The 25,280-nt window shown below is 69.1% G+C and carries 19 protein-coding genes; 12 read left to right on the top strand and 7 right to left on the bottom strand.

The features are described from left to right. Positions 1–28: 28 nt before the first annotated feature. The 4 genes from I6B53_RS09585 (at position 29) to I6B53_RS09570 (ending at position 4,213) form a co-directional block, all read left to right on the top strand. The gene (locus I6B53_RS09585) at positions 29–1,444 is read left to right on the top strand and encodes a MurT ligase domain-containing protein (RefSeq protein WP_216764006.1); all 1,416 of its coding nucleotides are present in this window, start codon (positions 29–31) and stop codon (positions 1,442–1,444) included. Further along, on the top strand, positions 1,441–2,190 hold the full coding sequence (locus I6B53_RS09580; RefSeq protein ID WP_216764005.1) for a type 1 glutamine amidotransferase: 750 nt from the start codon (positions 1,441–1,443) through the stop codon (positions 2,188–2,190). The genes I6B53_RS09585 and I6B53_RS09580 overlap by 4 nt, the downstream gene beginning before the upstream one ends. A gap of 68 nt (positions 2,191–2,258) precedes the next feature. After that, positions 2,259–3,470: a CapA family protein gene (locus tag I6B53_RS09575; RefSeq protein ID WP_216764004.1), complete on the top strand. Its 1,212-nt coding sequence runs from the start codon at positions 2,259–2,261 to the stop codon at positions 3,468–3,470. Further along, on the top strand, positions 3,467–4,213 hold the full coding sequence (locus I6B53_RS09570; protein WP_216764003.1) for a hypothetical protein: 747 nt from the start codon (positions 3,467–3,469) through the stop codon (positions 4,211–4,213). Before I6B53_RS09575 ends, I6B53_RS09570 begins: the two co-directional genes overlap by 4 nt. Here the strand turns inward: I6B53_RS09570 and I6B53_RS09565 are convergent. Beyond that, on the bottom strand, positions 4,206–6,485 hold the full coding sequence (locus tag I6B53_RS09565; RefSeq protein WP_216764002.1) for a prolyl oligopeptidase family protein: 2,280 nt from the start codon (positions 6,483–6,485) through the stop codon (positions 4,206–4,208). The two genes, I6B53_RS09570 and I6B53_RS09565, sit on opposite strands and share 8 nt — an antisense overlap. 52 nt (positions 6,486–6,537) lie before the next feature. On the opposite strand from I6B53_RS09565, the gene I6B53_RS09560 reads away from it, so the two are divergent. Both I6B53_RS09560 and I6B53_RS09555 read left to right on the top strand, forming a co-directional pair. Then, positions 6,538–7,530, top strand: coding sequence for a DUF418 domain-containing protein (locus I6B53_RS09560; protein WP_216764001.1), 993 nt, complete (start codon positions 6,538–6,540; stop codon positions 7,528–7,530). Beyond that, a complete protein-coding gene (locus I6B53_RS09555; protein WP_216764000.1) occupies positions 7,434–7,892 on the top strand; it encodes a DUF418 domain-containing protein in 459 nt (152 codons plus the stop codon). The genes I6B53_RS09560 and I6B53_RS09555 overlap by 97 nt, the downstream gene beginning before the upstream one ends. 46 nt (positions 7,893–7,938) lie before the next feature. Here I6B53_RS09555 and I6B53_RS09550 read toward each other — a convergent pair whose 3' ends face one another. Continuing rightward, positions 7,939–8,577 carry a hypothetical protein gene (locus I6B53_RS09550; protein WP_216763999.1) on the bottom strand — a complete coding sequence of 213 codons (639 nt, stop codon included), beginning with the start codon at positions 8,575–8,577 and terminating at the stop codon, positions 7,939–7,941. Between the two features lie 267 nt (positions 8,578–8,844). Between I6B53_RS09550 and I6B53_RS09545 the strand changes: the two genes are divergently transcribed. The 4 genes from I6B53_RS09545 (at position 8,845) to I6B53_RS09535 (ending at position 16,453) form a co-directional block, all read left to right on the top strand. Then, positions 8,845–11,469: an ATP-dependent Clp protease ATP-binding subunit gene (locus I6B53_RS09545; RefSeq protein ID WP_216763998.1), complete on the top strand. Its 2,625-nt coding sequence runs from the start codon at positions 8,845–8,847 to the stop codon at positions 11,467–11,469. A gap of 154 nt (positions 11,470–11,623) precedes the next feature. Further along, positions 11,624–12,361, top strand: a complete 738-nt coding sequence (locus tag I6B53_RS11120) for a TetR/AcrR family transcriptional regulator (RefSeq protein ID WP_253953859.1) — start codon at positions 11,624–11,626, stop codon at positions 12,359–12,361. A 53-nt stretch (positions 12,362–12,414) separates the two neighbouring features. After that, positions 12,415–13,179: a serine hydrolase gene (locus tag I6B53_RS09540; RefSeq protein ID WP_253954025.1), complete on the top strand. Its 765-nt coding sequence runs from the start codon at positions 12,415–12,417 to the stop codon at positions 13,177–13,179. A gap of 127 nt (positions 13,180–13,306) precedes the next feature. Then, positions 13,307–16,453 (top strand): exo-alpha-sialidase, encoded by a 3,147-nt coding sequence (locus I6B53_RS09535; protein WP_216763996.1) that lies wholly within the window; start codon positions 13,307–13,309, stop codon positions 16,451–16,453. 66 nt (positions 16,454–16,519) lie between these two features. On the opposite strand, the gene I6B53_RS09530 is transcribed toward I6B53_RS09535, so the two are convergent. After that, positions 16,520–17,323 (bottom strand): exodeoxyribonuclease III, encoded by an 804-nt coding sequence (locus tag I6B53_RS09530; protein ID WP_216763995.1) that lies wholly within the window; start codon positions 17,321–17,323, stop codon positions 16,520–16,522. Between the two features lie 31 nt (positions 17,324–17,354). Then, positions 17,355–20,141 carry a DUF2339 domain-containing protein gene (locus I6B53_RS09525; RefSeq protein WP_216763994.1) on the bottom strand — a complete coding sequence of 929 codons (2,787 nt, stop codon included), beginning with the start codon at positions 20,139–20,141 and terminating at the stop codon, positions 17,355–17,357. Between the two features lie 78 nt (positions 20,142–20,219). Between I6B53_RS09525 and I6B53_RS09520 the strand changes: the two genes are divergently transcribed. Next, entirely contained in the window at positions 20,220–20,981 is a 762-nt protein-coding gene (locus tag I6B53_RS09520; protein WP_216763993.1) for an SDR family oxidoreductase, read from the top strand. 80 nt (positions 20,982–21,061) lie between these two features. Here I6B53_RS09520 and pyrE read toward each other — a convergent pair whose 3' ends face one another. Further along, positions 21,062–21,631, bottom strand: coding sequence for an orotate phosphoribosyltransferase (gene pyrE / locus I6B53_RS09515; protein WP_216763992.1), 570 nt, complete (start codon positions 21,629–21,631; stop codon positions 21,062–21,064). A gap of 283 nt (positions 21,632–21,914) precedes the next feature. Here pyrE and I6B53_RS09510 point away from each other — a divergent pair, with 283 nt between their 5' ends. Then, positions 21,915–23,816: an HNH endonuclease signature motif containing protein gene (locus I6B53_RS09510; protein ID WP_216763991.1), complete on the top strand. Its 1,902-nt coding sequence runs from the start codon at positions 21,915–21,917 to the stop codon at positions 23,814–23,816. A 29-nt stretch (positions 23,817–23,845) separates the two neighbouring features. On the opposite strand, the gene I6B53_RS09505 is transcribed toward I6B53_RS09510, so the two are convergent. Both I6B53_RS09505 and I6B53_RS09500 read right to left on the bottom strand, forming a co-directional pair. After that, the gene (locus I6B53_RS09505; RefSeq protein ID WP_216763990.1) at positions 23,846–24,658 is read right to left on the bottom strand and encodes an HAD-IIA family hydrolase; all 813 of its coding nucleotides are present in this window, start codon (positions 24,656–24,658) and stop codon (positions 23,846–23,848) included. A gap of 66 nt (positions 24,659–24,724) precedes the next feature. Further along, positions 24,725–25,237, bottom strand: coding sequence for a PH domain-containing protein (locus tag I6B53_RS09500; RefSeq protein WP_216763989.1), 513 nt, complete (start codon positions 25,235–25,237; stop codon positions 24,725–24,727). Between the last annotated feature and the right edge of the window lie 43 nt (positions 25,238–25,280).

The following is a 25,280-nucleotide window of genomic DNA, read 5'->3' as shown; positions in this document are numbered from 1 at the left end:
GGGCGGAGGGCCGACTACCCTTGTCCCCATGACGTCTTCCGAGTCCGGCGCCTCCCGCGCGCCCGCGACCATGCCCCTGCGTTCCCGTCTGGCGGTCGCCGCCGGGCGCACCGCCGCCGCCGCCTCTCGCGCCCTTGGCCGCGGCTCCGGGGGAATGATCGGCGGCGAGGTCGCCATGAAAGTGAGCCCCGCCGTCCTTGCCGACCTGGCCCAAGGCCGTCGCTGCGTCATCGTCTCGGGCACCAACGGCAAGTCGACCACCACCCGCATGGTCCGCACAGCCCTGGGCGCCGCAGGTCAGGTCGCCTCGAACACGAATGGCGACAACCTGCCCTCCGGAGTCCTCACGGCCCTCATGGCCCACCCCCATGCGCGCATGGCCTCCCTGGAGGTCGACGAGATGCATGTGCCCATCGTCGCCGCCGACGTGCGCCCCGCCGTATTCGTCCTGCTCAACCTCTCACGCGACCAGCTGGACCGTGTGGGCGAGATCGGGTCGGTGGAAAAGCGCCTGCGCCGTGCCGTCACCGAGAACCCAGGAAGCGTCGTCGTCGCGAACTGTGACGACCCGCTGATCGCCTCAGCCGCATGGGACGCCCCGGGGGTCGTGTGGGTGGCGGCCGGCGCGTCTTGGGGTCAGGACTCGGTGGCCTTCCCGCGTGGCGGACAGGTCGCTCAGGGGCCCGACGGGTGGTTCGTCCGACATGGCCACGGCGCGTCCGGCACCGAAGAAGGCGGGGCAACCACTGACGAGGGCGGGGCCGGTGTGGGCGATGGCGACCCCCGACCTGCCGCCACCCACCGCCGGCCCGAACCCCACTGGTGGCTCGAAGACGTCAACCTGACCCCGCAGGGCGCCCCCGGCCCGACAGCCACCCTGCGCGGCCCGGACGGGGTGAGTGTCCCCCTGGCCCTGTCCCTGCCCGGCCGGGTCAATTTGGGCAACGCCGCTCAGGCCGTGGCCGCCGCAGTGGCTCTGGGCATCGACCCCGCCGATGCGGCGCGCGCCGTCGGAACCGTCTCCGAGGTGGCCGGACGCTACTCCGTTCACGACGTGGAGGGCCGCAAGGCCCGCATCATGCTGGCGAAGAACCCTGCCGGATGGCAGGAGGCCATGACCATGCTGGACCCGGCAGTCAGCCAGGTCGTCGTCGGCGTGAACGGCCAAGTGCCCGACGGCACCGACTTGTCGTGGCTGTGGGACGTCGACTTCGAACTGCTGGGCGGTGTGCCGGGCCGACGGATCGTCGCCTGCGGTGAACGCGGCGCCGACCTGGCGGTGCGCCTGGAGTACGCGGGCATCCACTGTGACCTGGTCGACCTGCCCATGGACGCCCTGGCCGCCCTGGAGCCCGGCAAGGTCGAAATGCTGCTCAACTACACCTCGCTGCGGGACTTCAAGAAGATCCTCGACCAGCGTCAGGCCAAGGAGGACCGCCGATGAACGAGTCGACGCTGCGCATCGGCGTGCTGATGCCCACCGTGCTGGGCACCTACGGGGACACCGGCAACGCCGTGGTGCTGCGTGAACGCGCCCGCCGCCGCGGGATCGCCGCCGAGATCGTCATGGTGGACCTGGACGACCCGATCCCCTCCGACCTGGACGTGTACACGCTGGGCGGGGGCGAGGACACCGCCCAGTCGCTGGCCGCCGCGAAGCTGCGCGGTGACAAGGGCCTTCGTCGCGGGGTCGAGGGCGGGGCCCCGCTACTGGCCATCTGTGCATCCCTGCAAGTCCTTGGGCGCTGGTACCGCGACGCCGAAGGGCGGCGCGTGGCCGGCCTGGAGCTGTTGGACGTGACCACGGACCCGCAGGGCTTGCGCTCCATCGGCGAACTGGTCACCGAACCCCTGGTCGAGGGGCTGACCCAGAAGCTCACCGGCTTCGAGAATCACGGAGGCGGCACGGTCCTGGGCCCCGACGCCAAGCCCCTGGGGCGGGTGCTCATCGGCACCGGCAACGGTGTGCCCGAAGGCACGGCCGCCCCACAGGAACGCCACGACGGCGTGGTCCAGGGCAATGTCATCGCCACCTACATGCACGGGCCGGTCCTCGCGCGAAATCCCGAGTTGGCCGACCTGCTGCTCCGCCGAGCCACCAACACGGACCTGGAGCCCCTGGAAGTCCCCGGGGTTGAGGCCCTGCGACGCGAACGCCTGGCGTCGGCGGCAACACCTCCACGCGAGTAGTCGCCCGGATGGGACCGGCTGGGCGCGACCGGCCCGACGCAGGGCACCAACCGCAGAAAGGAAGCCACATGGCACGCGTGAGAACCACGACCACCGCCCTGCTCCTGGCAACCTGTCTGGCGCTGGCCACCGCATGTTCCCAAGTGGCCGGCGGCGACATGTCGGCTTCGGACGGCAAGGCGGTCTCGCCCCGCTCCCCGGGAGAACACCCCCGGCCGCAGGGCGGCCCCTCCGGGCCCACGGCACTCCGAGCGCGCACATTCTCCGTCGTCATGAGCGGCGACCTGCTGTGGCACACGGACGTCATTGCTGCAGCCGAGGCCGAGGCGCGCCGCACCGGCGCGGGCCCCTACGACTTCCGCCACCTCTTCCAGGACATGGCGCCCCTGATCGGAGACGCCGACGTGGCAATCTGCCACGAAGAGGTGCCTTTCGCCCCCGACGGTGAGGACGTCACCGGCTACCCCGTCTTCGGCGCACCCCAGCAGGTGGCCGACGCGGTGGCGGACACCGGCTGGGACCTGTGCACGACCTCGTCGAACCACTCCCTGGACCGCGGGTGGGAGGGCCTTGCCACCACCTTGCGAGAACTCGACCGGGTCGGTGTCGCGCACACCGGCACCTTCCGCTCGCCCGAGGAGCGCGCTCGACCGACGATCGTCACCACGGAGAATGGGGTCAAGGTCGCGGTGGTCTCGGGAACGTACGGGACGAACGGCATCCCCCTGCCCGAAGGGCGCGAGTGGTCGGTGGCGCTGCTGGACCAGGCCGACCTGCTGGCTCGCGCCCGGGCGGCGCGCCAGGCCGGGGCAGACGTGGTCCTGGTCGCGGTACATGCGGGCCAGGAGTACGAGATGATGCCGGACGAGCAGCAGATCAGCCTGTCACGTGCGTTGACCGCGTCACCGGATGTCGACCTGGTCTACGGACACCATGTGCACGTGGTCCAGCCGTGGGAACGCATCAACGGAAAGTGGGTGGTCCACGGGCTGGGCAACATGGTGGCCAACCACGAGACCTCCCGGCCGCGTGCGTACGAGGGCGTGACGGCGCGTTTCGAGTTCACCGAGAAGGCGGATGGTCGTTTCGAGGTGACGAAGGCGCAGTACGTCCCCACAATGGTCACCGTGTGGTGGAACCCGGGTGATGACTTGCGAGTGTGGCCGGTGGTCAAGGCGCTGGCCACGGGCCAAGGCGAGGGGCCCCGCCTGGAGGAGGCCCGCGCTCGCGTGAGTGAAGCGGTCCACGCCTTGGGTGAGAACGGCATGGAGGAACGATGAGCGAGAAGACCCCGTGGCCCCAGTACGGGGAGCTGGACCCTTCGGCCACACGCCGCCCGTCCTGGCCGGTGGCGGGTCAGTCCGCCGTTTCACCGAACGCACCGCAGACTCACGGGGCGCCCGAAGGATGGGGCGCATCTCCTGCACAGGACGCACCCGGTGTCCGCAGGGTGCCAAGGGCGCAGGGCGCTGCCGGGCCACATCCGCCGAGCACGGTTCAGCCGAGCGTTGCCACTCCGAGCCGCGGCCCGGGAGTTGCCGCTTTCGTCATCGGCATGCTGGTGGCCTTCGTGGTGGCCCCGATCGTCCTCTTCTCCTTTGCCTTGGCCACGCCCGGTCTGATCGAGGCCGCCGAGCATGCCGTCGAAGTGCGCAGCGGTGACACGGTGACGGTGGCCGAGGGCGAAGCGTACCTGTTGAGCCCCATGGACAGTGCGGTCTCGGCGTGCCGCCTGACCGGCTCCGAGGGCGTCAGCCGCGACATGGAACCGGTTCCGGGTCCGACCCACGCTTTCGTCGCCCGAGGGCTGGAGGCCGGAAAGTACACCGTGACCTGCGAGGGGCCGGCGGAGGTGACGATGATCGGCACGGGGGTGCCTGACGACACCGACGCGCAGAGGTGGGTCGGTGGCGCCCTGGTGGGCGCGACCGTCATCGGGGTGCTCGGTCTCGCCCTGGCGGTGTGGGGCGTGGTGCGCATCGGTCGGGTCAACCGCGCCCGCCGGCGTGCAGCATTCAGGTGAGAGTGCACCAGAAGAACTCCCACACCAGCGACGACATCCACGCCTGTTGCGGGGCGTCGGCTGCGCCCGAGTGCCCGCCCTCGACGTTTTCCACGTAGAGGGCGTCGGTCAATCCTTCACGCAGGACGTGGACGAAACAGCGCGCGTGGGCGGGGTGCACCCGGTCGTCCCGGGTTGAGGCGGTCAGGAGGATCGGCGGGTACGAGCGCCCGGGGTCCCACAGGTGCATCGGAGACCAGCGGCGCATGTGCTCCCACTGGTCCGGATCGTCCGGGTCGCCGTATTCGGCCATCCACGACGATCCCGCCGACAGCGTGTGGTAGCGCCCCATGTCGATCAGTGGTGCCTGGCTGACGACGGCGCCGAAGAGGTCCGGGCAGCGCACGTACATGTTGGCGGCCATGAGACCACCATTCGACCCGCCCTCGACCCCCAGGCGCGAGGGGGTGGTGACCCCTGTGGCCACGAGGTCGCGGGCGACGGCCTCCACGTCCTCGTAGGAGCGTTCCTTCCGGGTTGGGCCGCGGGCGGCCTCGTGCCAGGCGGGCCCGTACTCTCCGCCGCCGCGCACATTGGCCACCACCCACGTTCCCCCGTGTTCGAGCAGGGCCCGCCCGACGGTTGCCGCATAGCCGGGGACCAAGGTGTGTCCGAAGCCGCCGTAGGCGTGCAGCACCGTCGGCGCATTGACCGCTCCGGGGCGCCCGACCCGGAAGTAGGGGACCCGGGTGCCGTCGGTCGAGGTGGCGAAGTGCTGCGAAACCTCGACTCCGGTGGCGTCGAAGAGGGTCGGCGCCCGGTGGATGATCCGGGCACCGCTGACCTGCGCCGACTGCGCGTCCAGGTCGAGAAGCAACAATGTGGTGGGTGTGGTCCATCCCGACACCGTGAGCCACAGCCGGTTCCCGGCCCAAGGGTCCACCGGTCTGGCCGAGATGGTCACCAAGGGAGGAATGTCCAGGTCCGGCAGGTCCGGCAGGGTGAGGTCCTTGCAGGTCCACCGCCCGGCCAGGTCGGCAGTGGCTGCATTCGCGCCGTCCTCGCCGGTGCTCGCGGTCCTTCCGGCACCCGTGGCCCCTTCGGACGCACTCTCCGGAGGAGTGCAGGTGACCAGGTGGGTGACCACGTCGCGCGTGAGGGTGAGGACGAGGTGAGCGCGCGTGGCGCTCCACCCGGCCAGGCTCGTGTGCGCGTCGGGGGTGAAGAGCTCCTGCCCGATGCGGCCTCCCTCCAGGAAGTCTTCCAGGTCGAAGGCGACCAGTGTTCCTGCGCGGTGGACGTGTCCGGGCGAAACCTCCCAGTCCTCACGCGGGTGGACCAGCAGCCACCTGCGCCATGGGCTGACCGAGGCATCCGTGGGCACCTCCAGGGCCACCGGGCGGGCCTCGGGATCCAACGGGTCGGACAGCAGGTAGGTGGTGGAGTGCAGGAAGTCGTGGGCGACCCGCACCACGGAACGCTCGAAACCCGGGGTGGGGTCGTGTCCGACGAAGACCCCGAGGTCATCCGGCGCCCCTTCGACGACCACGCGTGCATCCTCCAGGGCCTGCCCGCGCACTGCGATCCGCGCCTGCAAGGGGTGTCCCGAGGACGAGGTCGTGCCCGGCCCCAGGTCCGTGCTCACCCACACGTGGTCGCGGTCGATCCACCCGAGCCCGCCGCGCGCCGCCGGCCGGGAGAAGGCGGAGGGGTCGGCTGCAGGAAGGAACTGCTTCGTCACCAGGTCGAATTCGCGGGTCTCATCCGCATCCTGCCCGGCCTCCGACAGGTCCACAAGAGCCCGGTCCAGGTCGGGCCGCAGAACCTGCGCGCCGTGCCACACCAGTGACCGCCCTTGGCTGCGTGACAGGGCGTCCACGTCGACCAGGACCTCCCACTGGTCGCTGTGCGCCAAGTGGTCCTCCACGGGTTGGCGCCGCCACAGGCCCCGCGGATGCTCCGCATCGGTCCAGAAGTTGTAGGCCCACTGCCCGCGTACGACCACATGGGGGATGCGGTCGGGGCACTGGAGCACCTCCAGAATGCGCCGCTCCAGGTCACGACGGCGCGCAGATTCCAGTTCCGCAGTGGTCTCCGCATTGCGTTCACGCACCCAGTCCGCTGCGCGTCGCCCGTCGACCTCGTCAAGCCAGGCGGGGGCCGGGTGGTTCTTCGACCACGCTTGGGCCGGGTCGTGCTTGTCGTCGGTCTTGCACCCGCCCTCCGACGAGGGAGGCGCCACACCGGGGCCGGCCGCCGGGTACGAGGACGGAGTGTGGAAGTGCTGCGTCATGCCTCCATGGAAACACGCGGCGCCCACATCCGGGAGCTGGCACCATGTTCCCATGACCTCTGGGCCCCTGTCCTCGTCCCAGTCCTTCACCGGCGCCTCCGGGGTGCGCCACCCCGCCCCGGATGTCGCTCGCGGGGCGATGCTGATCCTCATTGCGGTGGCCAACGTCCCCGCCTGGATCGCCTACTTTCCTGAGGCTGCTGAGCGCACCGTGTTGGACCAGTGGTGGGTGGTGGTGCGCAGCGCCTTGGTCGACCACAGGGCGTACCCGCTGTTCGCACTGCTCTTCGGCTACGGCCTGATGACGATGGTCCTGCGACGTTCGGCCGCACACGAACGCTCGCGCATCGCGCAGCTCGACGCGCGAGCCCCCGGCCTGCCCCTCGAGCAGCGCGCCGCCTGGGAGGAGGCGATCCGCAAGGAAGCGCGGCTGGACGCCAGGCGCCTGGTCACCCGCCGCGGCTGGTGGATGCTGCTCTTCGGGGCATGTCATGCGCTCTTGTTCCCCGGTGACATCATCGGCACCTACGCCCTGGTCGCCCTGGTCTTCGGGGTACTGCTGGCAGGACGCCACTTCCGGTGGATGACCGCCATCGGGATCGTCGCAACCGTCGTGCTCACCTACCTGATGGTCTCATTCGCCCACTACGGGGGGCAGCTCGGAGTGGACTTCAGTGGGGCAGTGGGCGGCACCGAGCGCCTCACGTGGTCCTGGCCCTTGTCGAATGTCGGCCTGTGGCTCTCCATCCAGCCTTTGTCGATCCTTGGCACGCTCATCGTTCCCGCCGCTTTCATCGGCGCCTGGTTGGCGACCACCGACATCGTCTCCGACCCGCAGCGTCACAGGTCCTTGCTCTGGGCAACGGCGGGTGTCGGACTGACGCTGACAGCCCTGGGAGGACTCCCGGAAGGTCTGGTCGCCGCAGGTATGGGGGAGTCGGGCACCCTGTGGAAATTCCGCTGCACGAACTGTCGGGGCTTCCCGGCGCACTGGGGTGGCTGGCGTTGTTCCTGGTTCTGGCCGGGCCCGCCGTGCCGCAGCTGAGTGGTTGGCGCCGCTTCCTCTCGGCCGTGGGAATGAAGTCCATGACGGCCTACCTGCTGCAAAGCGTCCTGTTTGCGCTGATCCTGGGCGTGATGGGTCTGGCTGGGGTGCGCGCCGTCGGTGACTTCCCCGCCATGGCCATTGCCGTGGTCGTGTGGGCGGTCATTGCCCTGGTCTGCGTGTGGCTCGAATCCACGGGTCGTACGCGCGGCCCCTTCGAGATCCTTCTGCGAAAGGCGGTGGCGCGCAGTGCCCGAGCGGTCGCGTGGCCCGAGGTTCCGGAGGCTCCGGTCAGGCCCGTGACCGAGGCCGGTCCCGACCATCCGGAAGCCGGTCCCGACCATCCAGTGGGCACCCAGTGAGTGCGGGCGGCGTGCTCCATCCGGGTCCGCGAAGTCCGGGGAACAGTCAATTCGCGCTGGCGACGATCGCGTCGGCCAGGGCATCGGCTTCCTCGGCCGTGGCCGCCTTGACGACGACTGATGCGGTCTTGCCGTCCACCGGTAGGAACAGCAGACGCTGGTGGGAAATGGCCGGCCCGGTGGCGCCCTCGCCCGGGTGGACCTGAGTGGCCACGACGGCGCCTTCGCCATTGGAGGTCTTCACACTCGTGTAGGAGAGGAATGTCGAGCCTTCGTCGAGGTCCTGCTTGGCCTCCTGTTCGGTCGGCATCCTCGTGCCGTCCGTGGTGGAGGCGAGCGCCAGGACCGAGGCGCGCAGGACGGCCGCGTCGGTCAAGGGCGCGCAGGAGAATGTGTCTGCGTCACGCAGCGAGGAGCGCACCGTGGACGGGTCCAGGTGCATCTCCTTGGCGTACTTTTGCACGCCCTCCTCGAATCCTCGGGTGTCGGCACGCTCCAAGGTGGTCCAGTCCGAGGGTACGGCGTAGGAGATCCTGCTGCCCTTGGCGGTGATCATCGTGTGGCCGGCGGGGGTGGGCGGAACTTCGGTGGAGAAGGATTCCTGGGACTGTCCTGCGCAGGCGGCAAGACCGGTGGCGAGGACGAGGGCGGTGGCGGCTGCACTGATCCGCTGGGTGAGTTTCATCGTGTCCTGAAGGTAATGGCGGCAAGCCGGTTTTCATTGATTGTTTGAGGATAGTCGTGAAGATTCACCGTGTCATGGGCCCGGGCTCCGCAAGGCATCCGAAAGTTGAGTGGAATAGACTCAAGTCATTGACGTTGGTACTGGTGACAGTATGTGGCCCCGCCCCGGTTGGACGGGCGCCACCATGCGAGACATCTACCCACCCGGCTCCTCCCGAACCCGGCCCAAGAGGGCCGCACGGGCCCGGAGCCAGCACATGGAGGACACATGACCGACAAACTCACCACCAAGGCCCAAGAGGCCATTGCCGGCGCCATCGCCCAGGCGCGCGCCGCGAAGAACCCCCAGGTGGAGCCGCTCCACCTGCTCTCCGCCCTGCTCGAACAGCAGGGAGGCATCGCCCTGTCCCTCCTCGAAGCCGTGGGCGCCGACCGCACCCGGGTCGGTCAGCGCACCCGCAGCGCCCTCGTCGCCCTGCCCACCATCGACGGGGCCGCCACCCAACCGCGCACCGACCCTGCCCTGGCCGAAGTCGTCCACGCCGCCCAGGAACGGGCCCAGGCCCACGGCGACCAGTACGTCTCCACCGAACACCTGCTCATCGCCCTGGCCGGCGCCACCCGCACCGAGGCCGGGCGCATCCTGGCCGATGCCGGAGCCAGCCCGGAAGCCCTGTCGCAGGCCCTGGAGCGACTGCGCCCCGATCCCGTGACCAGCCCCGACCCGGAGGGCACCTTCGAAGCCCTTGCCAAGTACGGCCGGGACCTCACCGAAGTGGCCCGTGAAGGCAAACTGGACCCCGTCATCGGACGCGACACAGAGATCCGCCGTGTCGTCCAGGTCCTCAGCCGGCGCACGAAGAACAACCCGGTGCTCATCGGCGAACCCGGCGTCGGCAAGACCGCCGTGGTCGAAGGACTGGCCCAGCGCATCGTCGCCGGGGACGTCCCCGACTCCCTCAAGGACAAGAAGCTCATTGCCCTGGACCTGACCGGAATGGTTGCGGGCGCCAAGTACCGCGGAGAGTTCGAGGAACGCCTCAAGGCCGTCCTGGCCGAGATCGAACGTTCCGACGGTCAGGTCATCACCTTCATCGACGAACTCCACACGGTCGTCGGTGCGGGCGGTGGCTCCGAAGGCGCCATGGACGCCGGCAACATGCTCAAGCCCATGCTGGCCCGCGGTGAATTGCGCATGGTCGGCGCCACCACCTTGGACGAGTACCGAGAGAACATCGAAAAGGACCCCGCCCTGGAGCGCCGCTTCCAGCAGGTCTTCGTCGGAGAGCCCTCCGTGGAGGACACGGTGGCGATCCTGCGAGGTATCGCCCCCAAGTACGAGGCCCACCACAAGGTGACGATCTCCGACGGCGCCCTGGTTGCGGCAGCGACCCTGTCCGACCGGTACATCACCGGCCGCCAACTGCCTGACAAAGCCATCGACCTCATCGACGAGGCCGCGTCCCGCCTGCGCATGGAGCTCGACTCCAGCCCGGTCGAGATCGACGTCCTGCGCCGACAGGTCGACCGGCTGCGCATGGAGGAGTCCTACCTGGCCGAATCCGACCCGGATGGGAGGGACGAGGCCGCTGCCGACCGGCTGGAGAGACTGCGCGCCGACCTGGCCGACGCCCAGGAGGAACTCAACGCCCTGACCAGCCGGTGGGAGGCCGAGAAGGCCGGACACAACCGCATCGGTGACCTGCGTGTGCAACTCGACGAGTTGCGCACCGCCCTGGAACTTGCCATCCGCGAGAACCGCTGGGAGGAGGCCGGCCGCCTGCAGAACGGCGAGATCCCCGCAGTCGAGCGGGAGATCGCCCAGGCTGAGGCCGCAGAGGCCGGTGGCTCCTGCGGTGACGCTTCCACGGACGGGGCGGCGGCCCAGCCGCCGATGATCGCCGAGAAGGTTGGCCCCACCGAGATCGCCGAAGTGGTCGAGGCCTGGACCGGCATCCCCGTGGGCAAGCTGCTGGCCACCGAGACCGAGAAGCTCTTGCACATGGAAGAGGTCATCGGGCGGCGCCTCATCGGCCAGAGTGAGGCCGTCACGGCGGTGGCCAATGCCGTGCGGCGCTCGCGGGCAGGGATCGCCGACCCGGACCGACCCACAGGTTCCTTCCTGTTCCTGGGGCCCACCGGCGTCGGAAAGACCGAGTTGGCCAAGTCCTTGGCGGAGTTCCTCTTCGACGACGAACGCGCCATGGTCCGCATCGACATGAGCGAGTACTCCGAGAAGCATTCGGTGGCCCGCCTGGTCGGTGCGCCCCCGGGATACGTCGGCTACGAGCAGGGTGGGCAGCTCACAGAGGCGGTGCGGCGCCGTCCCTACAGCGTCGTCCTGCTGGACGAGGTCGAGAAGGCGGACCCGGAGGTTTTCGACGTGCTGCTGCAGGTCCTGGACGACGGACGCCTGACCGACGGTCAGGGGCGCACGGTGGACTTCCGCAATGTCATCCTGGTGCTCACCTCGAACCTCGGTTCGCAGTTCCTGGCGGACCCCCTGTTGGAGGAGTCCGTCAAACGCGAGTCCGTCATGGCACAGGTGCGCGCGGCATTCAAGCCGGAGTTCCTCAACCGCCTGGACGAGACCGTGTTCTTCCATCCGCTGGGCTCGGCTGAACTCACCCGGATCGTGGACCTCACGGTCGCCGACCTGGGCGTCCGCTTGGAGGAGCGGCGCATCCGCCTGGAGGTCTCCGACGCGGCCAAGGCGTGGCTGGTGCGCACCGGATTCGACCCTGCGTACGGGGCGCGTCCGCTGCGCCGCACCGTCCAGAGGGAGTTGGGGGACCGCTTGGCCACATTGCTCCTGTCGGGCCAGGTCGAGGATGGGACGACTCTGCGTGTCGACGTGGATCCCGATGGTGCGGGACTGGTCCTCGCCCACTGACCGATCGGGTGGAGTGCGTGCCTGGAAGGGCGGGCACTCCACCCGCATTTGACGGGCCGAGGCCGATCAGATGGTCGTGACCGTGCGTGATTCGTGGGACAATTGGGCCAGTCTTCATCACACCACTGGTAGGAACCGGGAGGAAGGATGGGCCATGGCCTCTGACAAGCGCGTGCGCGGTGCCTATTCGGCCGGGCTTGCCACGCGTGACGCGATCCTCGTCGCGGCCATGCGCCTCATCGCGCAGAGCGGCTTCCGTGGCTTCTCACTGCGAGACCTGGGCCGGGCGGTGGGGGTGTCCCACCCGGCAGTCATCTACCACTTCCCCTCGAAGGAAGCGCTGCTCACCGCAGTGGTCAAACGCTACGAGGACATGGTCGGCATCTTCGCCGTCGACATCGACGAGCGCACCGGTCGTTTGGTGGAAAAGGGCCTGCGGGTGAAATCCGTCCTGGAGTGGGCCATCCAGGTCATGCGCATGTCCAACCACCCCGAGGCCATGCTGCTGCGGGACCTGGGCATCGTCATCACGGTCGAGGCCGCCTGGCCGGAGCACCCCGCCCACGAGCACGCCAACTACCGTTTCCACGAGACCCGTGTCTTCATCGAACGTGAGATTCGCTCCCTGCAGGAACGGGGCGTCATCTCCTTCCCCATCAATCCCGTGACGATCGCGGATGCGGCCCTGCGCGAATGGAATGGCATTGCCGTGCAGGCCCGCTACCCGAAGGGCACCGCCGAGACGAATTCGGTGGCGGACTACTTGGCGGTCATGGCCCACACGATGGGGCTGCCGCCGGAGTACATCCTGGACCTGGGTGCCATGGTCCCCTCCGACGTGGCCGAAGTCTTCGCCCAGGCACTGCGTCGTTACAAGGACATGCGCCCGTGAACCCCAAGTGGGTCGCTCCGCTGGAGATTCCCTTCACCCACTCCTACGCCCTCGTGAAGGGTGGAGAGGTGCTGCTGCGGGTGGGAGACACCCGGGCCGTGCACCCTTTGGCGTCCGTCACGAAGCTCATCGCCTCTTGGGCGGTCCTGGTCGCCGTCCGACGCGCGCTGGTGCGCCTGGACACCCCTGCCGGACCGGAGGGTGCCACCGTCGCTCACCTGCTGGCCCACGCCTCCGGCCTGCCGATGGACTCCGAGAAGCCGCAGGTGGCGCCGGGTGTGCGCCGCATCTATTCGAATGCGGGCTACGAGGTGCTGGGCCGCGTGGTCGAGGACGCCGTGGGTGCTCCTGTGACGCGATGGATTGAAGAGTCCGTCCTGGAGCCGCTGGGAATGAGCTCCTCCAGTGTCGAGGGCTCGCCGGCGCATTCAGGGCGCGGCAGCGTCGAGGACCTACTGGCCCTGGCCGCCGAGTTGGCCCGGCCGCAACTGGTGGGCCCGGAGTTGGCCGCCCGGGCGCTCACGCCTCAGTTCCCGGAGCTTGCGGGAGTGGTGCCGGGCTACGGGCGCCACACTCCGTGCCCGTGGGGCCTGGGCCCCGAGATCAGGGGAGGAAAGTCGCCGCACTGGACGGCACCGACGGCTTCCCCGCACACTTTCGGACACTTCGGGGTCTCCGGCTCCTTCCTGTGGGTCGACCCGGAGCGGGACATGGCCGGGGTGTTCCTGGGGTCCGAGCCATTCGGCCCGTGGCACAAGGAGAACTGGGCGAGGCTGAACGAGGCCCTGGTCACCTGGGGGGCCTCCGCGTCGGTGTGAGGTGGCCTCATCGGCACCCACCTCATCAGCATCTTTGTCAGTTGTCTGACCTATTTGATACCTTGACGAGCACCCATCGGCTCGCACGGCCGAAGTCTGCAAGGACGCAACGGAGGAACCACTGGCAATGAACTCACGTCTCCCAACCCGATTCACCACGATCTCCGCACGGGCCCTCGCCGCAGCGGCGGCCCTTGCCCTGGGGCTCACCCTGGTCCCACACGCCGCATTCGCCGAGGAGGCCCCGACCTCGTCCCACAGCGAGGAAAGCACTGCGGCACCCCGGACGCCCGACCCCACCCTGGAGGAGAGCACCCCCGACCAGGACACTCCCACGATTGACGCCCCCGCCGAGGCCGCGCCCGCCGAGGAGGCACCCGCCGAGGACGCCCCCGCCACGCGGGCGGCCGACGCCCTCACGCTCGCCCTGGTGCGCACGGACAGCGATTCCGACACCGCGCGGGTCGGCGACACCGTCACCTACACGCTGCGCTACACGAACAACACCGGCAGCAAACTCACCGCATTCCCACGGACCTCGAACCTGGCGGACACCGCCGTCAAGGAGCCCAAGGGACACTGCCGGTGGGCAGACCTCGGGCCGGGCGTCACCAAGGAATGCGCCAGCCCCAAGATCACCATCACCGCGGAGATGCTCAAGGCCGGCACCTTCACTGCCGAAGTCGTCGTGGACGCCACCCGGGACCGCGCCGGCAAGGACGTCATCCAGGCCGGCATCCGCGTCACCGCGCCGACCCTGACCCTGAAGGAGGCGGGTGCGCCCAAGCCCGACGACCCCTCGACCGTGCCCACCGACCGCGCCGACGGCCAGCCCGTCGTCCTGGCCAGGGGCGGAGACGCAGGTTTCAACTGCCACCGCATCCCCGCCCTGACCACCGCCACCAACGGCTGGATCCTGGCCGCATGGGACGGCCGGCCCAATGACTGCGGGGACGCGCCCCAGGCCAACTCCATCGTCCAGCGCATCTCGAAGGACGGGGGACGCTCCTGGGAGCCGCTCACCGTCGTGGCCGCAGGCCGGCCCGGGTACCCCAAGTTCGGCTACTCGGACCCCTCCTACGTCGTCGACCGTGAGACGGGCGAAATCTTCCTCTTCTTCGTCAAGTCCTTCGACGTGGGACTGTGGCAGTCCCAGGCGGGCACCGACCCCGACAACCGCCGCGTCCTGCACGCCGCAGTCATGTCATCGACGGACCACGGGGCCCACTGGAGCCAGCCGCAGGTCATCACCCCGCAGATCACGCCGGCCGACTCCTGGACCGCCCGATTCGCCGCCTCCGGTGAAGGCATCCAGAAGCGCAATGCGCCGCACGCCGGACGCCTCATGCAGCAGTACACGGTGGTCGTGGACGGGGTCTTCAAGGCCGTGACCGTCTACTCCGACGACCACGGGCGCACCTGGAAGTCCGGAGAACCCTTCGGCGCCGGCATGGACGAGAACAAGATCGTCGAATTGGCCGACGGGCGCGTCATGGACAATTCGCGCGCCTCCCAGTACGGAGCCCCGGGGGTCAAGGCCCGCCGGGTCACCATTTCCGAGGACGGGGGCCAGACCTGGGGCGAGACCACCGTCGACCACCAGCTGGTCGACCCCAACAACAATGCGTCGATCATCCGCGCCTACCCGGACGCGCCGGCTGGCGATCCCCGCGCGCACATGCTGCTCTTCTCGAACACGGCCTCGGCCAGCGCGCGCGAGAACGGCACGATCAGCCTGTCCCTGGACGACGGTGCCTCCTGGACCACGACGAAGCCCTTCCACGCGGGCGCCATGCAGTACTCGACGCTGACTCCGCTGCCCGATGCTTCGGGCACCTTCACGAGTGGCCGCTACGGTCTGCTCTACGAGGCCCCCAACAAGGGACTGTCGTACATGACCGTGTCGATGGACTGGATCGGTGTGCCCGAAGTGAAGGTCGGCGGTGTCAGCCGCACGGTCAACCGCGGCGGCAACTACCTGACCTTCGAGGTCGCGAACATCAGCGACCACGAGGTCGCCGCCTCGACCCTGACCCCGACCCCGCTCGCGGGCTGGACCTGGTCGAAGGAATCCGTCGAGATCCCGGCGCTGGCACCGGGTGCGACCCACAAGGTCCACGTCAAGGCGGCAATCTCCAACCAGCAGGACTCCGGGCGTGTCCGCGTCGAGGCGACGCTACGAGTGCCCGGCGCCGGTGGCGCCGATGCCCGGACCTACCGTGGTGGGATGGACGTCGAGGTGGTCTTGGAGCCGGGCCAGACCAATGCCACCTGCGCAGCCGTGACCATTGCGGACGAGGCCACTGTTCCGGCCGAGACCGCAGGTGAGGACGGTCGCGTCTCGAACCTTCTGGACGGGGACGACGCGACCATGTGGCACACGCCGTGGGCCGGACTTCCCTCACCCCTGCCCCTGTCCGTCGACTTCCTGGTCGCGGACCCGACAGGCGTGGTCTCCCTGGAAACCGTGCCCCGCGCCTCGGGGGACAATGGCCGCATCACCGCAGCCGATGTGTCGCTGGTCAGTGTCGATGGCGTGCTTCCCTTGGCGGCCGACGTCGACATGTCCCGGAAGGCCTCGGTGTCCCTGGACTCCTTGGCACAGAAGGTGCCAGCTGGCCAGGGTGCCCGCATCCGCCTGACCGTGAAGTCGACGGCGGGGGATTCGCCCTCGCAGGCGAACAAGTACGTGTCGCTGGCCACGACCTGCTTCCGAACCCAGGGCGGTGGGGCCATCACCCATGACGAGGCCGATCCGGCGGTTCCCTTCGCCGTGACGCTGCCCGGCGGACCGATCCGTCCGGGTGACGTCCTGGAGGCGCGGATCGTGGGGGCCACCCCGAAGGCCCTCATCGAGGCGACCTTCCATTCGACCCCGGTGCCCGTGGGGAGTGTCGAAGCCGATGCCGCGGGTGAGGCGACCCTGCGATTCACCGTGCCGGCCGATGCCGAGGTGGGCGCCCACCGGTTGGTCCTGGTCGAGCCCGCGACGGGACGCAGCGCGGAGGCGGCCATGACGGTGTCGGCGCCGAAGCCCGCGGATCCGCAGGATCCGCAGCAGTCCGGTGACCCGAGCAAGCCGGCCCAGCCGAAGGACCCGTCCGGATCCACGGCAGCGGGCAAGGCGGGAACCGTCGGAAAGTCCGGCGCCGCCCGCACCTCGAAGGACCTGGCCGCCACTGGAGGCGACATCGCTCCGATGGTCGTCATTGCTGCTCTCGGCGCCCTGGCAGGCGCGGCGGGAGTCGTCACCAAGAGACGGGTCCGCCGGTGACCTCCTGCCTGTGAGCACATGGGAGCGGCGGGCCCGGCCGGATCAACCAGCCGGGCCCGCCCTCGTTCACAGGTCCAGGTCGACCAGAACGGGCACGTGGTCCGAGGCCCCCTTGCCCTTCCTCTCGTCACGGTCGATGAAAGCGCCGCTCACCGCGGCCTCGAAGGCGGGTGAGCCCAGGACGAAGTCGATGCGCATGCCTTCGTTCCTGGGGAAACGCAGCTTCTGGTAGTCCCAATAGGTGTAGTTGTCCGCGCGGCCCCGCGTGGCCTCGACCCACCCGTCGGCTGCGAAGGCCGCGAAGGCCTCACGTTCGGCGGGGGAGACGTGGGTGGCGCCCTCGAAGGCCGCCATGTCCCACACGTCGTGGTCCTCGGGGGCAATGTTCCAGTCCCCGACCAAGGCGGTCAGGGCCTCGGGGGCCTCGGCCAGCCACGTGGCGGCCTCCGTGCGCAGCCGCGCCAGCCACTTGAGCTTGTAGGCGTAGTGCGGGTGGTCCACTTCGCGCCCATTGGGCACGTACAAGCTCCACACGGTCAGGCTCGGCCTCGTGCCTGCGGGCAGTCGCACCTTCACTCCCAGGGCGCGGGCCTCGACCTTCGGCGGGTCACCGAAGGCGGGCTGCCCGTCGAAACCGACCCGGACGTCCTCGACAGGCAGGCGGGTGGCCACGGCCACCCCGTTCCACTGGTCGAGGCCGTGCGCGACGACCTCGTAACCGGCCTCCTCGAAGGGGGCTGTGGGCAGTTGGTCGGGCCGGCACTTGATCTCCTGCATGGCCAGGACATCCGTTCCCGAACGGTCCAGGAAGTCGATGACACGCTCGACACGCGTGCGCAGGGAGTTCACGTTCCAGGTGGCAATCCTCATGCGTTCCAGCCTACGGGGTGACGAGGGCGGCTCAGTTCTGCAGGGGGCTGGCCCACGAGGAACCCTCCCCACTGTTGCCGGGCTGGCCGGGCTCGGGCTGCTGGGCAGGAGCCGGCCGGTGGGGCACCTGCCCACCGGTTGGCGCACCCGCGGGCGCGGCCGGGCCGAGGGCGGCGTCGCCCTCGTCCTTGGGGCCCGAGAGTTGGGAATCCACCCGCGAGTACACGACCGACAGGCCGAAGCACACCAGGCCCGCGACGAACAGGGCGATGACTCGCTGCAAGGTGTTGTCCGAGCCCAGGTCCCAGAAGGCGAACTTGACCACCATGAGCATGACCAGCACCAGGCCGTACAGGCGCACCGCCTTGGAGCGCCAATGGAAGCCCAGACCGATCGCGGCGGCGCCGGCACCCAGCAGGGTGACGCTGGCGATGATGCTGCCGACCTCGGCCCCGGTGATCAGCAGGATCGCCTGGAGCAGCATCAGCGTGCAGGCGATGACGGTTGTCAGAGCCAGTGTCGAGTTCCGCATGACCTTGACGTTGGCCCACAGTGTCGCGGCGGTCAGAGCCAGGACCAAGGGGCCGATGATCCACCAGTCCCAGTGGAGAACACCGGGAGTCCCCGAAGTCTGGAGGTCGACCACGTGCGTGGCCAGGCCGATGCCCTGGGCGTAGATCCATGCGGCGATCGGGACGATGAATGCGTTGGGCGAGCTCGGCCTGCCGACGACGCCCGGGAAGGGGGAGGCAAGGAGTTCCGGCCGGGCACCCGCATGTCTGCCGGTGAAGAGCTCGACCGGGCGCGCCATTGTGGCGGCGATGCCCAAGGCGATGAGCGCACAGGCCGCTACCAGGCCGATGCCGGCCGAAGCTGCGAGCGCCCAGATGCTGGAGTGGGTGGCGTGCCAGATGAGGCGGTGGAGGCCAAAAGGCAGGCCGAAGAGAAGCAGCAGGAGAATCAGGGGGGTGCGCCACGGGGCGTCTGCGGGCACCACGGGGGCGCCGGTCGGGCCGGTGGGTGCGGTGGCCGCAGAGTGGGCGTCGACCAGGATGCACACGACGATCGCAAGCGCCACGACCACGGTCACTGCCAGTGCCCCCCACAGGGTGGACAGCGACCCCCCGAGGCACGCGACGATGATCGGCAGGGTCCACACGTGCAGGTGGTCACGCTCCCGGAGGGCCGGTGCCACGGTGAGAAGCACGACCGCCACGGTGACGACATAGGCGATGGTCTGCTGGTTCTGGTCACCCCATGGGCAGACCCAGAGCGCCGTGAGCGCGGACAAGGACAGGGCGTGGGCCGGCCAGCCGCCGGTGTGTCGCCCGATCGCAGGGATCAGGTGCGCCAGTGTGGTGAGCGCCAGCAGGCCGAGCATCATGTAGCCGAAGGGGAAGGCGCTGTCCTGCCAGTCGAAGGCGGACGCGACCATGACGCCCTGTGCGATGACCAGGAGGGGGACCAGGGCCCACACCCCGAGCCACGGGTTGCGTGCGGCGTCGGAGATGAGGTTCGTGACATTGGTCCGGAGCGCAGGCGGGGCGGGGCTGTCGGCAGTCGCAGATGCCGTGCTCGTGGCCGAGTTGCCGGCGCCTGCGATGAGCACCGCCTGGACCAGGTGAAGGGCCACGAGGACGCCCCAGGCCACCATGGTGCCCAGCGGCGAAATGGTGTGGGCGAGTGCGAGGGGAGCGGCAATGAGAGCCGTGAGGGAGACCGTCGTGGCGGCCAGGTGGTAGGCCGGCTTGAACGTCGATTCGGCCACCCAACGGGAGGTCACGGCCGCCGTGACTGTGATGGCGGTCGCGTAGGCCGTGGTCATGACCAGGCCGACGAAGGCCTGGTCGGGCGACTTCGCCACCTCGCCGGCAGCAAGGACAACGGTGGCGATTCCGCCCAGGGCGGCGATGACCGTGGTGAAGAGCAGCTTCGTGCGCACGGCGAGCACCATGAGGACCAAGGTCCACGCGCTCAGCGCGATGAAGGCCACGAGCGACGGCATGAGGCCCAGCAGGGCCGCGCCGACTAGGCTGACGAAGCCCAGGCCGCCGCCGGTTCCCAGAACGGTGGCAGCGGGGACGCGGTTCACCTTCGGCCTGGAGGACATGAGGGTTCCGGTGACGGTGAGAGCCAGGCCCAGGACGCCGACGGAGCCCACCTTGACGATGTCGGGGATGCTGTTCCACAGCATGGCGATGAGGGTCGCGCCGGAGAGGAACACGAGCAGGGCTGCCGCTCCTGCGAGCAGGTACTTGCCGACCTTCGACTCGCCGGCCTTGCCGGTCGGCGTGGGAACACCCGGGCGGCCGGACACGACTTGGGGTCCCGTGGCACCTTGGGGTCCGGCGGCGCGGGGCGCGGCAGGACGGCCGACCGGTTGGGCCGTCTGGGGGTAGGCGCTCGGCGGTCGGGATCCGTGCAATGCGGGTGCGGGTGCACCCGCGCCGACGGAGGGGAGGGGCATCCGGGCAGCAGGCGCCTGTCGGGGAGCCTCGACCATTGGCGCCGCGGGGTGGGCCGGGCCGCCGGCGAGGGCGGGGGCGCCTGCAGGCGCGGATGCGGCCGGCGCCGGCGCAGCAGGTGCGGCCATTGCAGCCCGGGCGGTGGGCACGGCGGGTGCCGGCGCCACGAAGGCAGGCGCGGATGGGGCGGTCCCGCGGGCAAGGCGCTGGTCGATGGAATCCAGACGCAGGGACAAGGCGTCGACCTTGCTGTCCAGGACCCTGATTGCGCGGAGGACTTCTGCGGCCTGGCTCCCAGCGGAGGTGTCAAGTCCTTGTGCAGGCACAGCAGGATTCGCTTCGTGCTCGTCCATGATGACTCCAGACTGTGTGATGTGGACTACCAAGACTCATCGTATGAGACCTTCAATGATTCGTCCTAGGGTGATCCCATGGCTACAGCACTGGTCACAGGCGCATCCTCGGGACTCGGACGCGAATACGCACGTCAACTGGCCAGGGCCGGCCACGACCTCGTCCTTGTCGCACGAAACGGCACTGTGCTCACACAGCTGGCCGAGGCACTCGAAATGGAGCACGGAGCCCGGGCGGAGGTCCTTCCCGCCGACTTGGCAACCCGACAGGGGGTCGCCCTCGTCGCCGAGCGCCTGGACGACGCGACGCGACCGGTGTCCCTGTTGGTGAACAATGCCGGATTCGGGCTCGGCAAGCCCTTCCCCGACAATGATCTGGGGGCGGAGGAGAGCGCCCTGGACGTCATGGTCCGCGCGGTCATGATCCTGTCCCACCATGCGGCCCGGGCCATGCGCCGACGAGGCCGGGGCGCCATCCTCAACGTCGCGTCGGTCGCCTGCGAGACCGGGGCCGGAACCTACAGCGCCCACAAGGCGTGGGTGCGGGCCTTCACGGAAGGGCTTGCGGCAGAGCTGGCAGGAACCGGCGTCACCGCCACCTGCGTGATGCCCGGGCTCACCCGCACCGAGTTCTTCGACCGTGCGGGAGTCGACCTGCCCGGAGCCCCCGCCTGGGCGTGGAGCACGGCGGAGCAGGTGGTCGGCGAGTCGCTGGCGGCCGTACGGCGAGGATCAGTGCTGGTCACGCCCCATCCGGCGTACAAGGCCGCGATGACTGCCATGCGGGTGGCGCCCCGGTGGTTCACTCGGGCAGTGGTGGCCCACCTGCCGCACATGTGAGTGTTGGCCGCACATGTGAGTGCTGAGTGCGAGGGTGGGTGTGGAGCGGTCCGCGGGTCCGGCGTCCGGGCGCGCGCGGCTCAGGCCAGTTCCAGGTCCTCCAGGCCCAGCGCGTGGAGATAGGGGTGGCCCTCGGCCTCGATGATCTCCTTGGCGCCGGTCGCCCGGTCGACGACGACCGCCACCGCGACCACCTGTGCGCCGACCTCGGCCAGGGCTCGCGCCGCCTCCAGGGGTGAGCCCCCCGTGGTGGAGGTGTCCTCAAGGACGACCACTTTGCGACCAGCGACATCAGGGCCTTCGATACGGCGCTTCATGCCGTGGTCCTTCGCGGCCTTGCGCACCACGAAGGCGTCGAGGTCCAGGCCGCGCGAGGCGGCGGCATGCAGCATCGCGGTGGCCACAGGATCTGCGCCCATGGTGAGGCCCCCGACGGCGACGTAGTCCTCGCCCGGGGCAAAGCCGGCCTCTTCCAGCAGGTCCAGCATGACGTGCCCGATGAGGGGAGCGGCCTCGTGGTGCAGGGTCGCGCGGCGCATGTCGACATAGAAGTCGGACTCGCGCCCTGACGCCAGGGTGACCTTTTCGCGGATGACGGCCAGTTCCTTGACCAGTTCTGCCAGGCGGGCCTTGTGCGAGTCATTCGTCATGTGTCCAAGGGTAGTTGGTGGCCGGGCCGCCGGGTCCTCGCCGCACGAGGTCGGGGCGACGGGTGAGGCGGGAGTTCTGCGCGTTGCCGACTCTGTGTCCCTCCTGTGGGCCGTTGGACCTTCATCGTCTTCAACTGCTGTCGAATGCTGACAAAGGAATGATTCGGCATGTCCTGTGCTCAAGAATTGGCCAGCGGGGTTGAAGAGGCTCATGGGTGAATCACCGTGAAAGAATCTCAAGAAATCGCTGGAACAATTGTTCGATCTTTGCTGTCATGGGGTCATGGAAGACATCTCGGGCCGCGACGGCATCAGCGTGAAGGATCGGGAAGCGCTGCCCGATTCGCAGGCCGTGCGCCCGGGGGCCGGTGCTGACCGTCTGATGGAACAGGTCCGCCGGTCATTGTGCGACCTCACCGTGGGCAATGGCCTGGAACATGTGGGGGACCAGGACCTTGTCGACCTGCTGCGTCGGGTGGAGTCCTTGGGGACCGTGGTCGATGCCGTGCGGGCGATGGGTGCCGCAGAAGTGGAACGCCGCAGCCGCACGAGCTCCGATGAACCTCCGCTGTGCACCCGCTTCGACTGCCGTACCTCCACCGATCTCCTCACTCGCATCACCGGCGCCTCCAGGTCCACCGTGCTGGCGCGGGTGCGCTCCGGCCGATTCCTCGAACGCCGCCGCGCCCTGACCGGCGACCTCCTGCCTGCGCGCCTGCCCCTCACCCGCACTGCCTGGGAAGCCGGCCTGATCGGCATTGACACGGTGAAGGCCATGGCCTCCACCTTGGGTGCCGTCTCCCAGCGGCCCCATCACCCGGATCTGCTCACCATTGCGGAAGGCGCAGTCCTCGCCCAAACGCTCGGCGTCAATGAGAGGGGCACCTCCGACCAGAACACCGCTCCCGGGCGGGCCAACCCCGTCGACGCCTGCGCCACCGTGACCGAACACGACTTGCTCGCCATGTCCACTCAGCCCCTGGTTGAGCGCATGGTCCTTCCGGCGGACGTCGTGGGTGAAGTCGCTGCTCTTTGGGCCGGCGCCATCGACCCCGACGGAGCCGTGCCCGACGAGCGCGAGCGGGAACGGGGCCGTGGGCTCATGCTCTCGCCCACCCGCAATGGCCTGGTGCGGATCAGTGGACATCTTCTCCCGGAAGTCGCCGCTCAGCTGCAGCGCCTTCTCGACGCCGTCACCAACCCCGCAGTCGCCGCCAGCACGATCGGCAAGGATCCTGCTGCGGAACAGGGCGGTCAAGTCCAGGACTCCCTGTTCTCCAGCGATGACGAGGGCGAGGTGGACAATGCCGCCCAGAACGGCGCCGACCCGGATCGCGGCGACCGTGACCCCCATTGGAATGCCGAGAACTCCGACGTCTCGGACCCCGGCTTGACCATTCGCCGAACCCGGGCCGAGCGCATGCACGACGCCCTCGCCTCCGTCCTCACCCGAGCGGCCACACGTGAGTCGATGCCCACCCTGCGGGGAGCTGCGCCCACCCTGGTTGTCACCTGCACCGTCGACGACCTCGCCGACCCCGGCGGAATCGCCCGCCTGAGTGATGCGCCCATCGGCCGGCACCACGTAGCCGCAGCCGTCATCACCTCGCACAGTGCCCGCCGGCTCGCGTGCAATGGAGTCATCGAACGAGTCCTCATGGGCGACGCCGGGCGAATCATCGCCCTGGACTCCACCTCGCGCGTCTTCACGGCCCACCAGCGGCGCGCCATCGAAGCCCGCGACGGAGGATGCGTGATCCCCGGCTGCACCGTCGGCCCCGCCTGGTGCGAAGTCCACCACGTGCACGAACACTCCCAGGGCGGCCCCACCCACACCGACAACGGGGTGCTGCTCTGCTGGCACCACCACCGGGCGCTGCACGCGCACGGGTGGCAGGTCCGAATGGTCAACGGCACCGTGCAGGTCAAACCACCCCGATGGCTCGGGGTCTCAGCAGACGGGTGGCGCCCCGCCCAAGGCTCGGCGACCCTCCGAACCCAACGGCAACGCGAAGTCGTCGACCGGTTTTGGACCGAGCGCACCGACATCACCGGCCCGTGCCCGGTGTGGGACCACCGGGTCGGTGCGTCGACGACGAAGAAAGCGTCCAAAATGCCGGGCAGTGGATCGACCGGTCCGGGCACTGCCCCGTCACCACCGGGCGGTGACCCCGCCTCGACCTGAAGTCGACCTGAAGTGGGCAGTCGGCCAGGTCAGGACCCGGCCTCCACCAATTCGATGAGCTCGCCGATACCCGTGTGGATTCCAAATGGTCGGAAGGGATACGTCTCGACCTGCTCGATCGAGGTCGACCCGGACAGGACCAAGTGCGTGCGAAGACCGGCCTCGACTCCTGCCTGCACGTCAGTGTCCATCCGGTCGCCGACCATGGCCGCAGTCTCCGAATGAGCACCGATCTTGTTCAGACCCGCGCGGATCATCACCGGATTCGGCTTGCCCACGAAGTAGGGCTCCCTGCCCGTCGCCGCCTTCACCATCGCCGCAATCGACCCCGTCGCCGGCAAAGTGCCCTCATCCGAAGGGCCCGTCACATCGGGATTCGTCGCGATGAACTTCGCCCCGCCCTCGATCAGACGAATCGCCCGCGTCAGGGCATTGAAGTCGTAGCTGCGGGTCTCACCCAGCACCACGTACTCCGGATCCTGGTCCGTCATCACGTAGCCCGCCCCGTGCAGGGCAGTGGTCAGACCCGCCTCGCCGATGACGAAAGCCGTCGACTCGGGCGACTGCTGAGCCAGGAAGGCGGCCGTCGCATTCGCCGAAGTCCAGATCCGGTCCTCAGGCACGCTCAAGCCGGATCGTTCCAGCCGGGCAGACAGGTCACGGTTGGTGAAGATCGAATTGTTCGTGAGCACCAGGAAAGGCATGTCGCGGCTCTCCAGCGCATCAAGGAACTGCTGCGCGCCCGGAAGCGCCCGGTTCTCCTTGACCAGCACACCGTCCATGTCGGACAGCCATGCGGTCACCGGCGGCATCTCGTGCAAAGGGGTGGGGGCGTCATTCATCGCGAACTCCTCACGGATCGTGGTGGGTGGGGGTCGGATCGTGGTGGGTGGGGGCGCCCCACCGGGTCACTGGGTCGGGTCTGCGTCGATGGCGCCCTGGACGTCGTGGAAGAGCAGGTTGGACAACTCCACCTGCACCAGGTGGACCTTGGGCACGTCGGACAGGACCAGCGGGTCGTCCGAGCTGGTCTGCAGGGTCAGCGAGCCGCATCCGAAGACCTGGTCGACCAGGTCCCTCTCCTGCGAGACGTCGGAGATTCGGGACAGAGGCAGGTCGTGCCCCAGCTTCGTGAAGATGCCGTGACGAGTGATGACCCTCTTGCTGGTCAACGTGTACGTGGTCGTCACCCACCGCAGGTAGGGGACCAGCAGCACCGGAACCGACAGGGCGGCCACTGCGGCCCAGATCGCCACATGGGTGAAAGGCGCCCACGCGGCCGGCAGCAGCGCCGACCCGAGGGCGCCCAGAACCAGCAACAACAGGAAGGCGATGATGTTCCACAGGATCGCCTTGACGTGGGTGCGCATGTGGCGGACGACGACCTCGTCCCGGCTCAGAAGTTTCGCAGACAGTCCCATGAGGACAATCGTGCCACCTGGCGGCTCGAAGCGGCACTACTGT

The sequence above is a fragment of the Schaalia sp. 19OD2882 genome, from assembly GCF_018986735.1.
In the GTDB taxonomy this organism is placed as follows: Bacteria; Actinomycetota; Actinomycetes; order Actinomycetales; family Actinomycetaceae; genus Pauljensenia.
This window is presented reverse-complemented; position numbering and strand designations above follow the sequence as displayed.